13 protein-coding genes, 1 rRNA gene and 1 riboswitch are annotated in these 15,260 nt (G+C 57.3%); of the genes, 10 read left to right on the top strand and 4 right to left on the bottom strand.

The window, feature by feature from the left end:
* Nucleotides 1–229 precede the first annotated feature (229 nt).
* A complete protein-coding gene (gene argE / locus BS626_RS15290; RefSeq protein WP_075183254.1) occupies nt 230–1,381 on the bottom strand; it encodes an acetylornithine deacetylase in 1,152 nt (383 codons plus the stop codon).
* A gap of 179 nt (nt 1,382–1,560) precedes the next feature.
* Here argE and argC point away from each other — a divergent pair, with 179 nt between their 5' ends.
* The 4 genes from argC to argH all read left to right on the top strand — a co-directional run bounded on the left by argC (nt 1,561) and on the right by argH (nt 6,070).
* Nucleotides 1,561–2,565, top strand: coding sequence for an N-acetyl-gamma-glutamyl-phosphate reductase (gene argC / locus BS626_RS15285; RefSeq protein WP_075183253.1), 1,005 nt, complete (start codon nt 1,561–1,563; stop codon nt 2,563–2,565).
* Between the two features lie 18 nt (nt 2,566–2,583).
* The gene (gene argB, locus BS626_RS15280; protein WP_075183376.1) at nt 2,584–3,360 is read left to right on the top strand and encodes an acetylglutamate kinase; all 777 of its coding nucleotides are present in this window, start codon (nt 2,584–2,586) and stop codon (nt 3,358–3,360) included.
* 38 nt (nt 3,361–3,398) lie between these two features.
* Entirely contained in the window at nt 3,399–4,613 is a 1,215-nt protein-coding gene (locus tag BS626_RS15275) for an argininosuccinate synthase (RefSeq protein ID WP_075183252.1), read from the top strand.
* Between the two features lie 83 nt (nt 4,614–4,696).
* Nucleotides 4,697–6,070 (top strand): argininosuccinate lyase, encoded by a 1,374-nt coding sequence (argH, locus tag BS626_RS15270; protein WP_075183251.1) that lies wholly within the window; start codon nt 4,697–4,699, stop codon nt 6,068–6,070.
* 118 nt (nt 6,071–6,188) lie between these two features.
* Here the strand turns inward: argH and BS626_RS15265 are convergent, their stop codons facing one another.
* On the bottom strand, nt 6,189–6,923 hold the full coding sequence (locus BS626_RS15265; protein ID WP_075183250.1) for a glutathione peroxidase: 735 nt from the start codon (nt 6,921–6,923) through the stop codon (nt 6,189–6,191).
* 141 nt (nt 6,924–7,064) lie between these two features.
* Here BS626_RS15265 and oxyR point away from each other — a divergent pair, with 141 nt between their 5' ends.
* Nucleotides 7,065–7,982, top strand: a complete 918-nt coding sequence (oxyR, locus tag BS626_RS15260; RefSeq protein WP_075183249.1) for a DNA-binding transcriptional regulator OxyR — start codon at nt 7,065–7,067, stop codon at nt 7,980–7,982.
* On the opposite strand, the gene sthA is transcribed toward oxyR, so the two are convergent.
* Entirely contained in the window at nt 7,965–9,365 is a 1,401-nt protein-coding gene (gene sthA, locus BS626_RS15255) for a Si-specific NAD(P)(+) transhydrogenase (protein WP_075183248.1), read from the bottom strand. The genes oxyR and sthA overlap by 18 nt on opposite strands.
* 192 nt (nt 9,366–9,557) lie before the next feature.
* On the opposite strand from sthA, the gene fabR reads away from it, so the two are divergent.
* Both fabR and BS626_RS15245 read left to right on the top strand, forming a co-directional pair.
* Complete coding sequence (gene fabR, locus BS626_RS15250) at nt 9,558–10,211, top strand: HTH-type transcriptional repressor FabR (RefSeq protein ID WP_075183247.1); 654 nt, start codon at nt 9,558–9,560, stop codon at nt 10,209–10,211.
* A 10-nt stretch (nt 10,212–10,221) separates the two neighbouring features.
* Complete coding sequence (locus tag BS626_RS15245; protein ID WP_075183246.1) at nt 10,222–10,572, top strand: YijD family membrane protein; 351 nt, start codon at nt 10,222–10,224, stop codon at nt 10,570–10,572.
* A 26-nt stretch (nt 10,573–10,598) separates the two neighbouring features.
* On the opposite strand, the gene trmA is transcribed toward BS626_RS15245, so the two are convergent.
* Nucleotides 10,599–11,702, bottom strand: coding sequence for a tRNA (uridine(54)-C5)-methyltransferase TrmA (trmA, locus tag BS626_RS15240; RefSeq protein WP_075183245.1), 1,104 nt, complete (start codon nt 11,700–11,702; stop codon nt 10,599–10,601).
* An 83-nt stretch (nt 11,703–11,785) separates the two neighbouring features.
* A riboswitch (cobalamin riboswitch) is annotated at nt 11,786–11,984 on the top strand.
* 65 nt (nt 11,985–12,049) lie between these two features.
* Here trmA and btuB point away from each other — a divergent pair.
* From btuB to BS626_RS18695, 3 genes are all read left to right on the top strand, one after another.
* Nucleotides 12,050–13,921: a TonB-dependent vitamin B12 receptor BtuB gene (gene btuB / locus BS626_RS15235; protein ID WP_075183244.1), complete on the top strand. Its 1,872-nt coding sequence runs from the start codon at nt 12,050–12,052 to the stop codon at nt 13,919–13,921.
* Nucleotides 13,866–14,723: a glutamate racemase gene (gene murI, locus BS626_RS15230; protein WP_075183243.1), complete on the top strand. Its 858-nt coding sequence runs from the start codon at nt 13,866–13,868 to the stop codon at nt 14,721–14,723. Before btuB ends, murI begins: the two co-directional genes overlap by 56 nt.
* Before the next feature lie 372 nt (nt 14,724–15,095).
* A 16S ribosomal RNA gene (locus tag BS626_RS18695) occupies nt 15,096–15,260 on the top strand; the annotation flags it as partial.

Here is a 15,260-nt window from a genome sequence, read left to right as displayed (position 1 = left end):
CTGTAAATGATGTAACTTTCTTTCAGCCCCAGCGGGGATAAGCTTGTCTTTTATCTAGCCATGTAACTAACCGTTCGTCAATTGCCGTAAAAAACGGGAAAATGTGTCGCTAACTGACGAGAATTTATGAAACTTAATTACACGGGAGTGGGATAAGTTAAGCTTATCCCGAAAGCTGGACGATGGCAGGGGAAAGGGGAAAAAAACCGGGATTTTCCCCTGCGGTGCCTCATTGCTGACAAAAATGTTGTACCACTTGCGCAATCAGCTCGCGCGTGGGCTTGATAAAAGCCGTATCCAGATATTCATCCGGCTGATGCGCCTGATTAATCGAACCGGGCCCCAACACCAGCGTTGGACAGCGTTCCTGAATAAAAGGCGCTTCGGTGCAGTAGTTGACCACTTCCGTTGGCGTGCCGAGCAGCTTCTCCACCACTTGCACCAGCGCATGCTCGCGCGGGCACTCATAGCCGGGAATCGGCGGGTGCAGCTCGCCAACCGTCAAGCGTCCCGGCCAGCGGGCGCTGACCGGCGCCAGCGCTTCCTGCAGCAGGCCATCTAAATCGCTCAGCGTCAGCCCCGGCAGTGGACGAATATCCATGTGGAGCTCGCAGCAGGCGCAGATGCGGTTAGGCGCATCGCCACCGTGGATGTGGCCAAAGTTCATCGTCGGATAAGGAATGGCAAAGCCGTCGTGGTGATAGCGCGCTTTTAGCGTGTTGCGCAGCGTCATCAGCTGGGAGATGGATTCGTGCATCAGTTCAATGGCGTTGACGCCGCGATCCGGATCGCTGGAGTGGCCAGACTGACCCTGAATACGGATCGCCTTGGAGAGATGGCCTTTGTGTGCCCGCACCGGTTTGAGCGACGTGGGTTCACCGATGATCGCACAGTCCGGACGCAGGGTGGTGGTGCGAGCAAAGTAACTGGCTCCGGCCATGGTGGTTTCTTCATCGGCGGTGGCGAGAATATACAGCGGCTTGCTTAGCGTGGTCAGATCGACGTCGCGCAGCGTATCGAGGATGAAGGCAAAGAAGCCCTTCATGTCGGCGGTACCCAGTCCGTAGAGCTTATTGTCGTGCTCATGCAGGGTAAAGGGATCGCGCGTCCAGCGTCCGTCGTCAAACGGCACCGTGTCCGAGTGGCCTGCCAGCAGCAGCCCGCCGGCGCCGCTGCCGCTGCGCGCCAGCATGTTAAATTTGTGGCGCGTACCCGGTACCGGCTGCACGTCCACGCGGAACCCTAAATCGCGAAACCAGCCGGCCAGTAAATTGATTAAAGCTTCATTACTCTGATCCAGCGCGCTGTCGGTAGCGCTGATCGACGGCGTGGCAATCAGCTGGCGGTAGAGTTCAAGAAAAGGCGGTAATTTTGTCTTCACTGTTGACGGTCCTTGCGTTAGGATGTATCAATATTCATGCATTAATAGTGAATAAAAATACATCCAGGTGAGGGTGAAAGCAAACGGATAAATGCCGCTGCCAATCGCCTGGTATCACAGGAGTCCTGCCGGCAGGCGCGGCCCCGGAATGATGAGACTGTAAGAAGGTGTCCAGCCCGATGTTGAATACGCTGATCGTGGGTGCCAGTGGCTATGCTGGCGTTGAGCTTGCAACCCGTTTGAATCGCCATCCGCATATGAACATAACCGCTTTGGCGGTCTCAGCGCAAAGCCCGGATGCGGGGAAATTGCTCTCCGAACTGCATCCGCAGCTGAAAGGCGTGATCGATCTGCCGCTGCAGCCGCTGCAGGATCCGGCGGCGTTGGCTGAACAGGTCGATGTCGTGTTTCTGGCCACCGCGCATGAGGTGAGCCACGATCTGGCCCCGCAGTTCCTCAACGCTGGCTGCGTGGTGTTCGATTTGTCCGGGGCGTTTCGCGTTACCGATGAGGCGTTTTATCGCGATTTTTACGGCTTTACCCATCAGCACCCAGACTGGCTGAACAAGGCCGTTTACGGCCTCGCCGAATGGAACGCGCCGGCCATCAGAGAGGCGGAGCTGGTGGCGGTGCCGGGCTGCTATCCGACGGCGGCGCAGCTGGCGCTGAAGCCGCTGCTTCAGGACGGGCTGCTGCATGGCGACCAGTGGCCGGTGATCAATGCCACCAGCGGCGTGAGCGGCGCGGGGCGTAAGGCCTCGATGAAGACCAGCTTTTGCGAAGTAAGCCTGCAGCCCTACGGTATTTTCCATCACCGCCATCAGCCTGAAATCGCCCGTCACCTGGACACCCCGGTGATTTTTACCCCGCATCTGGGGGCGTTTCCGCGCGGTATTCTGGAAACCATTACCTGCCGCCTGCAGCCGGACGTTACCGCCGCAGCGGTTGCGGAGAGCTATCAGCAGGCCTATCGCCACAAACCGCTGGTGCGGCTCTATGACCGGGGCGTACCGTCAATTAACGGTGTAGTCGGCCTGCCGTATTGCGATATCGGCTTTGCCGTGCAGGGTGAGCACCTGATTATCGTCTCGGCCGTGGATAATCTGCTGAAGGGCGCCGCCACGCAGGCGATACAGTGTTTGAATATCCGTTTCGGGTTTGCTGAAACCCAGTCACTTATTTAAGTTGCGAGAGCCGTAATGATGACAACTCCATTAATTATTAAACTCGGTGGCGTGCTGCTCGACAGTGAAGAGGCGCTGGCCCGGTTGTTTGCTGCGCTGCTGGCTTACCGCGAGCAGTATCAGCGTCCGCTGGTGATCGTTCACGGCGGTGGCTGCCTGGTGGATGAGCTGATGAAGCAGCTCTCTCTGCCGGTGGAGAAAAAGAACGGTCTGCGGGTGACGCCTGCCGACCAGATTGACATTATTACCGGCGCGCTGGCGGGCACGGCGAATAAGACGCTGCTGGCGTGGGCGAAGAAGTACGGCATCCATGCGGTCGGGCTGTCGCTGGCGGATGGCGATAGCGTCAGCGTAACCCAGCTTGATGCGGCGCTCGGTCACGTTGGGCTGGCGCAGCCAGGATCGCCGGCGCTGATCAATACCTTGCTGGCGGCCGGCTATCTGCCGGTGGTCAGCTCGATCGGCATTACGGCAGACGGCGCCCTGATGAACGTGAACGCCGATCAGGCCGCTACCGCGCTGGCCGCTACGCTGGGCGCTGATCTGGTGCTGCTTTCTGACGTCAGTGGCATTCTCGATGGCAAAGGTCAGCGCATTCCTGAAATGACCGCGGCCAAAGCGGAACAGCTGATCGCCCAGGGGGTTATCACCGACGGCATGATTGTCAAAGTGCATGCCGCGCTGGATGCCGCCCGTACTCTGGGCCGCCCGGTTGATATTGCCAGCTGGCGTCATGCGGAGCAGCTGCCGACGCTGTTCAATGGCACCGCGATTGGTACCCGTATTCTGGCCTAATTTTTTCTGTCTCGACTTCGTATTCAAGGACTAAGACCATGCAAAACCCAGGCATCAAAAAAATCGTACTCGCGTATTCCGGCGGCCTCGATACGTCGGCCATCATTCCGTGGCTGAAAGAGCATTACGGCGGCTGTGAAGTGGTCGCCTTCGTGGCCGATATTGGTCAGGATCGTGAAGACCTGGTGGGCGTTGAGAAGAAAGCCCTGCAGTCCGGCGCATCGGAGTGCCACGTGGTTGACCTGCGCGAAGAGTTTATTCGCGATTACGTCTACCCGGTGTTGAAAACCGGTGCGCTGTACGAGGGCACCTATCTGCTGGGGACCTCCATGGCGCGGCCGATTATCGCCAAAGCGCAGGTGGAGCTGGCGCTGAAAGTGGGCGCGGATGCTCTGTGCCACGGTGCGACCGGGAAGGGTAACGATCAGGTCCGTTTTGAATCCACCTACACCGCGCTGGCACCACAGCTGAAAGTGGTTGCGCCGTGGCGTGAATGGGATCTGCGCTCGCGTGAAGCCCTGCTCGACTACCTGAAAGCGCGGGATATTCCGACTACCGCCTCGCTGGAAAAAATTTACAGCCGGGATGAAAACGCCTGGCACATCTCCACCGAGGGTGGCGTGCTGGAAAGTCCGGCCAACGCCAGCAATCAGGATTGCTGGGTATGGACGGTGGATCCCAAAGCGGCGCCGGATCGGGCCGAGCAGGTCACTGTGACGGTTGCTAAAGGCGAAGTGGTCGCGGTCAACGGCCAGGCAATGAGTCCGTTCCAGTGTCTGGAAGCGTTGAATGTACTGGGGGCGAAGCACGGCGTGGGACGGATCGATATTGTCGAGAACCGTCTGGTCGGCATGAAGTCGCGTGGCTGCTATGAAACGCCGGGGGGCACCATCATGATGTCCGCCCTGCGCGCCGTTGAGCAGCTGGTACTTGACCGCGATAGCTTCAAATGGCGTCAGCAGCTCGGCCTCGAGATGTCCTACGTGGTGTATGATGGCCGCTGGTTTGCACCGCTGCGTCGCTCTCTGCAGGCTTCCGCGGAGGCGCTGGCCGAAGACGTTAACGGCGAGGTAGTTCTGGAACTGTACAAAGGTCAGGTCACTGCGCTACAGAAAACCTCGGGCAACAGCCTCTACTCCGAAGCGTTCGCGACCTTTGGGGAAGATGAGGTGTACGACCACCGCCACGCCGGCGGCTTTATCCGCCTGTTCTCGCTCTCTTCCCGCATTCGGGCACTGAACGAGCAGAAGTAATTATCGCCGACTGAACGGCAGGATGTTTGAGTTTGCTCAGGGCCGGACTTGTCTGGCCCTGCTTTTACAGAAGGAAGAAGACGATGGCACTTTGGGGCGGACGGTTTACACAGGCAGCCGATCGGCGGTTTAAACAGTTTAATGATTCACTGCGTTTTGATTATCGACTGGCCGAGCAGGACATTGTTGGCTCTGTCGCCTGGTCCAAAGCGTTGGTAACCGTGAACGTGCTGACCGCCGAAGAGCAACAGCAGTTGGAGGCGGCGCTGCACGTGCTGCTGGAAGAGGTACGGGCGAATCCCGAGCAGATTCTGACGAGCGATGCCGAAGATATTCACAGCTGGGTAGAAGGTAAACTGATCGATAAAGTTGGCGCGCTGGGCAAGAAACTGCATACCGGCCGCAGCCGCAATGATCAGGTCGCGACCGATCTGAAATTGTGGTGTAAAGGGCAAGTTCATGAACTGCAGTTGACGGTTCGCCAGCTACAGCAGGCGCTGGTGGCCACGGCAGACGCCAATCAGGATGCGGTTATGCCGGGCTACACCCATCTGCAGCGCGCCCAGCCGGTAACTTTTGCCCACTGGTGCCTCGCCTATGTTGAGATGCTGGCCCGCGACGAAAGCCGGCTGCAGGATGCGCTGAAGCGCCTCGATGTCAGCCCGCTGGGCTGCGGCGCGCTGGCCGGTACCGCCTACGAGATTGACCGTGAACAGCTGGCCGGCTGGCTGGGTTTCGCCTCCGCCACCCGCAACAGCCTGGATACCGTGTCCGACCGCGACCACGTGCTGGAGCTGCTTTCCACGGCCTCGATTGGCATGATCCATTTATCGCGCTTTGCCGAAGATCTGATCTTTTTCAATACCGGTGAGGCGGGCTTTGTTGAACTCTCTGACCGTGTGACCTCCGGTTCGTCACTGATGCCGCAGAAAAAGAATCCCGATGCGCTGGAGCTGATTCGCGGCAAGTGCGGGCGCGTGCAGGGCGCGCTGACCGGCATGATGATGACGCTGAAAGGCCTGCCGCTGGCCTACAACAAAGATATGCAGGAGGACAAAGAGGGACTGTTTGACGCGCTGGATACCTGGTCTGACTGCCTGCATATGGCCACGCTGGTGCTGGATGGCATTCAGGTAAAACGCCCGCGCTGCCAGGAAGCGGCTGAACAGGGCTACGCCAATGCCACCGAGCTGGCGGATTATTTGGTCGCGAAAGGCGTACCGTTTCGCGAAGCACACCACATCGTGGGTGAGGCGGTCGTGGAGGCGTTACGCCAGGGAGTGGCGCTGGAGGCGCTGTCGCTCACAGATCTGCGTCAGTTCAGCGACGTTATAGGTGACGATGTTTATCCCATCCTGGCGCTGCAGTCGTGTCTGGATAAGCGTAATGCCAAAGGCGGCGTGGCGCCGCAGCAGGTCGCCGCGGCGATTGCCGAAGCGCATGCCCGGCTGAAATAAAGGTGAAAAAAAAGCGGGCTCATGCGTGGCCCGCGAAAACTCGTCAATCGTTTAGTTATTGTCATGGATCTGGCTAACGCCTGCGCAACGCCCTGGTGTTGGCGCAGTGAATAAGCTGTCAGGCGGTTAACAGATACTGTTCCAGGTCATCGCTGCCGCCGATGTGGCGGCCACCGATAAACACCTGGGGAACGGTCGCCCGGCCGCTCACCGCCCGCAGACTGACGGTAGTGGCGTCCTGGCCCAGTACGATCTCTTCATACTGCATCCCTCTGTCAATCAGCATCTGCTTGGCTTTGGTACAGAACGGACAGCCGGGCTTGGTGAACAGCGAAACCGATTCCTGCAGCTTATATTGCGGCGCCAGCCAGCGCAGCATGGTATCCGCGTCGGACACCTCAAACGGGTCGCCAGGCTGATTGGGTTCGACAAACATTTTTTCCACCACGCCGTTGCGCACCAGCATCGCGTAACGCCAGGAGCGCGGCCCGAATCCCAGATCGGCTTTTTCAACCAGCATATTCATCCCGCGGGTGAAATCCCCGTTGCCATCGGGAATAAACTGGATGTGCTCAGCATGCTGATCGGCTTTCCAGGCATTCATAACGAAGGTGTCGTTGACCGACACGCACAGGATGCTGTCGACGCCGTGCTGCTTAAATACCCCGGCCAGCTCGTTATAGCGCGGCAGGTGGCTGGAGGAGCAGGTCGGCGTGAATGCCCCCGGCAGTGAAAACACAATAACGGTCTTGTTATTGAACAGTTCGTCGGTGGTGATATCAACCCAGCGGTCGCCCTGACGGGTATGGAATGTCACCTGCGGTACGGTTTTACCTTCCTGAGTGGTAAACATCACATCTCCTGTTTCAATGTGTTATGGCGAAAAATGCGTTTATTGTTGCGTTGCCAGGGATTATGCTTAACCTGTCTTGATAGGGATAATCGTTCGTTGCTATGCTTTCTATCGTTACCAACTATCGTAAGTGGGGGTGCAGTGAATATTCGGGATTTAGAGTACCTGGTCGCGCTGGCTGAACACCGGCATTTTCGACGCGCGGCGGATGCCTGCCACGTTAGCCAGCCAACGCTGAGCGGGCAGATTCGTAAACTGGAAGATGAGCTGGGCGTGATGCTGTTGGAGCGAACCAGCCGCAAGGTTTTGTTCACACAGGCCGGTTTGCTACTGGTGGACCAGGCGCGCACCGTGCTGCGCGAGGTGAAGGTCCTGAAGGAGATGGCCAGCCAGCAGGGCGAAGCGATGTCCGGCCCGCTGCATATTGGCCTGATCCCTACCGTGGGTCCGTATCTGCTGCCGCAGATCATCCCGATGCTGCACCGCACGTTTCCCAAATTGGAAATGTATTTACACGAAGCCCAGACGCAGCAGCTGCTGAGCCAGCTGGACAGCGGTAAGCTTGATTGCGCCATCCTGGCGTTAGTGAAAGAGACCGAGGCGTTTATTGAAGTACCGCTGTTTGACGAACCCATGAAGCTGGCGGTGTACCAGGATCATCCCTGGCACGATCGCGACCGGGTCCCGATGTCCGATCTCGCCGGCGAGAAGCTATTGATGCTGGAAGATGGTCACTGCCTGCGCGATCAGGCGATGGGTTTTTGCTTTGAGGCCGGGGCAGACGAAGACACGCATTTTCGCGCCACCAGTCTGGAAACGCTGCGCAATATGGTGGCCGCCGGCAGCGGCATCACCTTGCTGCCATCGCTGGCGGTACCGCAGGAGCGGGTGCGGGACGGGGTGTGCTATCTCTCCTGCATCAAACCGGAACCGAAGCGCACCATCGCGCTGGTGTACCGGCCTGGCTCGCCGCTGCGCAGCCGCTATGAGCAGCTGGCAGAAGCCATTAAGAGTCACATGGCCGGTTGTATGGCGGCGCGGTCAAAAGAGGCGGTTTAACCCATTCAGCGCCGCTACGCGGTAGGCTTCGGCCATGGTGGGATAGTTGAAGGTGGTATTGACGAAGTATTCGATCGTATTCCCCCCGTTCTTCTGTTCCATAATGGCCTGGCCGATGTGAATGATCTCTGCCGCGCGCTCGCCGAAGCAGTGGATCCCGAGGATCTCTTTGGTCTCGCGATGAAACAGGATCTTCAGGCTGCCAACGTTCATACCCACGATTTGCGCCCGGGCCAGGTGCTTGAACTGCGCGCGACCCACCTCATACGGGATTTTCATGGCGGTCAGCTGCTGTTCGGTTTTGCCCACCGAGCTGATTTCCGGAATGGTGTAGATGCCGGTGGGAATATCTTCGATCAGGTGGGCGGTAGCTTCACCTTTGATCATCGCCTGTGCCGCAATGCGTCCCTGATCGTAAGCCGCAGAAGCAAGGCTTGGATAGCCGACCACGTCGCCCACCGCGTAGATGTGCGGCTGTGCCGTCTGGTACATGCTGTTTACCTTTAGCAGCCCGCGGCTGTCGGCCTGCAGGCCAATGCTGTCCAGCGCCAGCGAGTCGGTGTTGCCGGTGCGGCCATTAGCGTACAGCAGACAGTCCGCTTTCACTTTTTTGCCGGACTTCAGATGGACAATCACGCCATCCTCCACCCCTTCAATCTTCTCAAACTCTTCATTGTGGCGAATCACCACGCCGCTGTTCCAGAAATGGTAGGAGAGCGAATCGGACATCTCCTGATCCAGGAATGCCAGCAGGCGGTCACGGGTGTTGATTAAATCCACTTTTACGTTGAGTCCGCGAAATATGGAAGCATATTCGCAGCCAATTACCCCGGCGCCGTAGATGATGACGTGGCCCGGCTCGTGGTGCAGATTGAGGATTGAATCGGAATCATAGATGCGCGGATGGCTAAAATCGACATCGGCCGGTTGGTAAGGACGTGAGCCGCAGGCGATGACAAATTTTTCGGCGGTCAGCCGTTCGACTGAGCCATCCGGAAAGCGTACTTCGACGGTGTTGGCATCCACAAACTGGGCATCGCCCTGATACAGCTCGCAGTGGTTACGTTCGTAAAATCCCTGGCGCATCCGCGTCTGCTGATTAACGACGTTTTCAGTGTGATTCAGAATATCAGCAAACGATGAGCGCAGCAGGCGGGAGTGATCGCTGTAGAGCGGATTCTGGTTAAATTCGATGATGCGGCTGACCGCGTGACGCAGCGCTTTGGACGGGATTGTTCCCCAGTGCGTGCAGCCGCCGCCAATACTGTGATAACGCTCAATGACCGCGACACGTGCGCCCTGTTTAACCAGTCCCATGGCGGCGCCTTCCCCCCCCGGGCCGGAGCCGATGATAATCGCATCATAATCGTAAGACTGAGACATAACATGCGTCCTGTTTTTTATACAATTTTACAACGAGATTCTAACATCTCACCCTGAATATCCCAATTACAGTGCGAAATATCCGGCTCAAATTGTCAAAGTCGGCAATTAATAGTCGTTCACAAAGTTGTGAGGTCTGTACGCTGAAAAGTTTGCTATAGTGCCTTTCTGGCTGAGATAACAGGCACTAACATGGGCGTCAGAGCACAGCAAAAAGAACGTACGCGACGTTCACTGATTGAAGCAGCATTTAGCCAGTTGAGTGCTGAGCGCAGCTTTGCCAGCCTAAGCTTGCGGGAGGTCGCCCGTGAGGCCGGCATTGCACCCACCTCATTCTACCGCCATTTTCGCGATGTTGACGAGCTGGGCCTGACGATGGTCGATGAGAGCGGCCTGATGCTGCGCCAGTTGATGCGTCAGGCGCGTCAGCGCATCGCGAAAGGAGGCAGCGTCATTCGCACGTCTGTCTCTACCTTTATGGAATTTATCGGCAATAATCCCAACGCCTTCCGCCTGCTGCTGCGCGAACGTTCCGGTACGTCTGCGGCATTCCGCGCCGCCGTCGCCCGCGAGATCCAGCATTTTATTGCCGAGCTGGCCGATTACCTTGAGCTGGAGAATCGCATGCCGCGCAGCTTTACCGAAGCGCAGGCTGAAGCGATGGTGATCATCGTGTTTAACGCCGGTGCCGAAGCGCTGGATATCGATATGGATCAGCGACGACAGCTGGAAGAGCGGCTGGTGTTGCAACTGCGCATGATCTCGAAAGGCAGCTACTACTGGTATCGCCGGGAGCAGGAAAAACTGGCGGTATCCCTGAAATCCCCTGACACCTGTGCAGACTGAGGAGGCCGCTATGAACGTAGCGTCACATCGCGACAAGGGAACGCTGTTACTGGCGTGTATTACCGGACTTTCGCTTAATGGTGCGTTTACGGCGCTGTTTAGCAGCTATGTGCCTTTTTCGATTTTTCCACTGTTAACGCTGGCGCTGGCGGCGTGGTGCCTGCATCAGCGCTATCTCAACCGCGCAATGCCGGAAGGGATGCCCTCGCTGGCCGCGGCCTTTTTCCTGCTGGGGGTTTTGGTCTACAGCGCGCTGGTGCGCGTTGAATATCCGGACATTGGGTCAAACTTTATTCCCACCCTGTTGATGGTCGCGCTGGTATTCTGGATTGTATTGAAAATGCAGCGCAAGCGATCCTGAGTAAAGGGGCGAGACGCCCCTTTCTTTTAATCGCGACGGGTCAGCAGTACCCCGCACTCCATGTGGTGGGTGTAGGGGAACTGATCGAACAGCGCCAGTCGGCTAATCTGATGCGTCGCCGACAGCGTCTGCAGATTGTCACACAGCGTCTCCGGATTGCAGGAGATGTAGAGAATGCGCGGGTAGCCCTGCACCATCTTCACCGTTTCGGCATCCAGACCGCTGCGTGGCGGATCGACAAAAATCGTTTCGCATTCATAGGTGCTCAGGTCGATGCCTTCGAGACGATTAAAACGCCGTTCGCCGTTCATTGCCTGGGTAAACTCTTCTGCCGCCATGCGGATGATTTGCACGTTATCAATCTGATTAGCTTTGATATTAAACTGCGCGGCTGCTACCGATGGCTTGGCGATCTCGGTGGCCAGTACGCGGCGGAAATTGCGCGCCAGCGCCAGTGAAAAATTGCCGTTGCCGCAGTAGAGTTCCAGCAGATCGCCGCGGGCATCGCGCGTGACGTCCAGCGCCCATTCCAGCATATGGACGTTGATGGCGGCGTTAGGCTGCGTGAAGCTGTTTTCAACCTGACGGTAAATCATCTCGCGCCCGGCAATCGTCAGGCGTTCGTCGACGTAGTCACGATCAAGACAGATTTTGGTTTTGGTGGCGCGACCAATCAGCTGTACAGCGAATCCCTCTTCGCGCAGCGTATCGCGCAGCGCCTCGGCAGCCTGCTGCCAGTCGGCGTCCAGCCGGCGGTGGTACAGCAAAGAAAACACCATCTCGCCGTGCGATGTGGCCAGATAATCAATCTGGAACAGCTTGAAGCGCAGCAGATGCTGCTCACGCAGCGCGGCAATCAGCCTTGGCATCAGGCGATTGATGGCCTCGCTGGCAGCGGGAAAGCTGTCGACGCGGATATGCTGACGGGTGTGCTGATCGAAAATGATGTGATACAGATCGTCACCGTCGTGCCAGATGCGGAACTCCGCGCGCATGCGGTAGTGTTCGACCGGCGACCTGAACACTTCCGCCGTGGGTGCGGCAAACGGCGTCATCATCCCCTGCAGGCGGCTGACTTTTTCCGCCAGCTGGGCATCATACTGTTCAATCGGAAGGTGTTCGGGTGTCATGACGATTCTCGGTAATTAGCATAGATGACGGGCGATTGTAGGGATTCACCTGACGATGTCCAGCCTTGCCGAAATGAAGATGGCTGGGAGTCTGGATTCCTGGCCTTCTTCACCGTAGACTGCGCCAGCCGGCGAAGGGAATCCAGTGAAATTCTGGAGCTGACGCGCAGCGGTAAACGTGTCGGAGGTAACGGTCTGGACAAACACTGTCCTGCGGGATGGGAAGTTGTTACCTCTATTATGACGTGAGCCCGAAGACCTGCCGGAGTCCGTCGCAATGTCTACGATCATCGCGTGCTATCGATCGTATCTCTGCGGCATCCTGATGATAGTGTGGATGCTTTATCATGAATAACAAAACACTCCCGCTGTACGCCGCTGGCGTCACGGCGTTTTCGCTTTGGGCGCAGCCCGGCAGCGCGCAGCCTGCCGCCGACACTGTTCAGGTAGTGACCGCCAACCGGTTTCAGCAGCCGGTCTCGTCCGTCCTGGCCCCGACCACCGTGGTTACCCGTGAGGAGATTGATCGTTGGCAGGCGAAAAGCCTCAACGACGTGATGCGACGACTGCCCGGAGTCGATGCCGTACAAAGTGGCGGCATGGGGCAAAAAACCTCGCTGTTTATCCGCGGCAGTAATTCGAATCACGTGCTGGTGCTGATCGACGGTATCCGCCTTAATCAGTCGGGGATCAGCGGCTCTGCGGATATCAGCCAGATTCCACTGGCGCTGGTGCAGCGCATTGAGTACGTGCGCGGCGCGCGTTCGGCCGTATACGGTTCCGATGCCATCGGCGGGGTGGTAAATATTATCACGACCCGCGAAGGCGAGGGCACCACGCTGGGCGCTGGGATCGGTTCTCATGGTTATCAAAACTACACTGGCGCCACGCAGCAAGCGTTAGGGGAAGACACGCTGGTGACGCTGGCGGGCGATTATACCTATACGCGCGGGTTCGATGTTAAGGCCGGCTATCCTAACGACTACGGCCCGGCGCAACCGGATCGCGATGGTTTTATGAGTAAGACGCTGTATGGCGCGGTAAGTCATGATTTCAGCGCGCAGTGGAGTGGTTTTGTGCGCGGCTTCGGTTTCGACAATCGTACCGCCTATGATAACAGTGAAAGCTACAGCGTTCCGGGCGCTCTGGTGGATACGCGTCAACTCTACAGCCAAACCTGGGACAGCGGCCTGCGCTATCATGAGGGGATTTATTCTTCGCAGCTGATTGCCAGCTACAGCCACGTCAAAGATTATAACTACGATCCGCGGCTCGGACGCTACGCGGCGGCCACGTCTCTCGATGAGAGTAAGCAGTACAATCTGCAGTGGGGTAATGCCGTTCAGGTAGGGCAGGGTACGCTGAGCGGCGGCGTCGACTGGCAAAAACAGACCAGCGAGCCGGGAACCAGCTCTCTGGAAACCGGCACGGCGATCCGCAATACCGGACTCTACGCCACGGCGCAACAGCAGCTGGGCGACTTTACGCTAGAGGGGGCAGTGCGCGGCGATGATAATTCCCAGTTTGGGTGGCACAGCACCTGGCAAAGCAGCGCCGGCTGGGAGTTCGCGGGGGGCTACCGTCTGATCGCGTCCTACGGTACGGCCTTTAAGGCGCCCAATTTGGCACAGCTCTACAGCAATTTTTATGGCAATGCCGCTCTGCGGCCGGAAGACAGTAAGCAGTGGGAGGCCGGCGTGGAGGGATTAACCGGTCCCGTTAGCTGGCGGATTAGCGGTTACCGAAACGATATTGATCATCTGGTGGATAGCGATCCCATCACATTCCGCTATTACAATATTGCCAAGGCAACCCTCAAAGGGGTGGAGGCAACGGCCTCGTTTGATACCGGTCCACTCAGCCATCAGCTCGTCCTGGATTACCTGGATCCGCGGGATGCATCTACGCATGAGGTGCTGCTGCGGCGTGCTAAACAGCAGGTGAAGTATCAGCTGGACTGGACGCTCTATGCGGTCGACTGGTCGCTGACCTGGCAGTATCTGGGACAGCGCTATGATAAGGACTTTAACAGCTATCCCGTGCGCAGGATAAAAATGGGTGGCGTCAGTCTGTGGGATATCGCGGCTGCGTATCCGGTCACCGCTCACCTGACGGTTCATGGTAGAATTGCTAACCTGTTCGATAAAGATTACGAGACAGTTTATGGCTACCAGACACCGGGACGAGAATTCTTCCTCAGCGGCACCTACTCCTTCTGATCTCCCTCTCCGGCCTACCGTGCTGGTGTTCGACTCCGGCGTCGGCGGATTGTCTGTCTACGATGAGATCCGGCAATTGCTGCCGGATCTGCATTATCTGTATGCTTTCGATAATGTCGCCTTTCCCTACGGAGAAAAGACGGAAGCGTTTATTGTGGAACGTGTCGTAGAGATCATTTCCGCAGCGACGCAGCGCTATCCGCTGGCGCTGGTGGTGATCGCTTGCAATACGGCCAGTACCGTATCACTCCCGGCGCTGCGCACTCGCTTCGACTTTCCGGTGGTGGGAGTGGTACCGGCGATTAAGCCGGCAGCGCGTCTTACCCGTAACGGGGTCGTTGGTCTGCTGGCCACGCGCGCCACGGTCAAGCGTCCTTATACTCATGAGCTGATCGCCCGCTTTGCCGGGGAGTGCCAAACCGAGATGCTGGGATCGGCCGAATTGGTTGAGATAGCAGAAGCAAAGCTGCACGGCGTGCCGGTTGATAAGGTGGCCCTGCAGCGTATTCTTCGGCCCTGGCTGCGAATGCAGGAACCGCCCGATACGGTGGTATTAGGCTGTACCCACTTCCCGCTGATTGGCGAAGAGCTGCAATCCGTGCTGCCGGAAGGGACGCGACTGATTGATTCCGGTGCGGCAATTGCGCGTCGCACCGCCTGGCTACTGGAGCATGAATCGCCGGATGCACGCTCAGTGGAAGAGAATCTCGCTTTTTGCATGGCGCTGACGCCGGAAGTGGCGCAGTTAATGCCCGTATTACTGCGCTATGGCTTCCCAAAAGTAGAGGTATTGCCGCTTTAAAGCGCGTTATGGCGGAAAAAAGAGCAGTCGAAAACTTTTTTAAAAATAGCCCTTGTCAGCCGGCAGAAACTCCCTATAATGCGCCTCCACTGACACGGAACAACGGCTTATCGCCCACCGGGTTAGCAGGATGCTCAGGCATCCGACCAGTGAGAAGAGCAAATTAAATGCTTGACTCACAAAGCGGAAAGCGTAATATACGCATCCCGCGCCACAGAAGAATGTGTGGCACTGCTCTTTAACAATTTATCAGACAATCTGTGTGGGCACTCACAGGACAGATATCAAAAGCCTTCGGGCTCAAAAATATCAAGTCTCAAGAGTGAACACGTAATTCATTACGAAGTTTAATTCTTTGAGCATCAAGCTTTTTAATTGAAGAGTTTGATCATGGCTCAGATTGAACGCTGGCGGCAGGCCTAACACATGCAAGTCGAACGGTAGCACAGAGAGCTTGCTCTCGGGTGACGAGTGGCGGACGGGTGAGTAATGTCTGGGAAACTGCCCGATGGAGGGGGATAACTACTGATAACTACT

It is taken from the genome of Pantoea sp. 1.19 (assembly GCF_001922585.1).
In the GTDB taxonomy this organism is placed as follows: domain Bacteria; phylum Pseudomonadota; class Gammaproteobacteria; order Enterobacterales; family Enterobacteriaceae; genus 1-19.
Note: the sequence above shows the minus strand (reverse complement) of the source record. Positions and strands in the feature narration are given on the sequence as shown.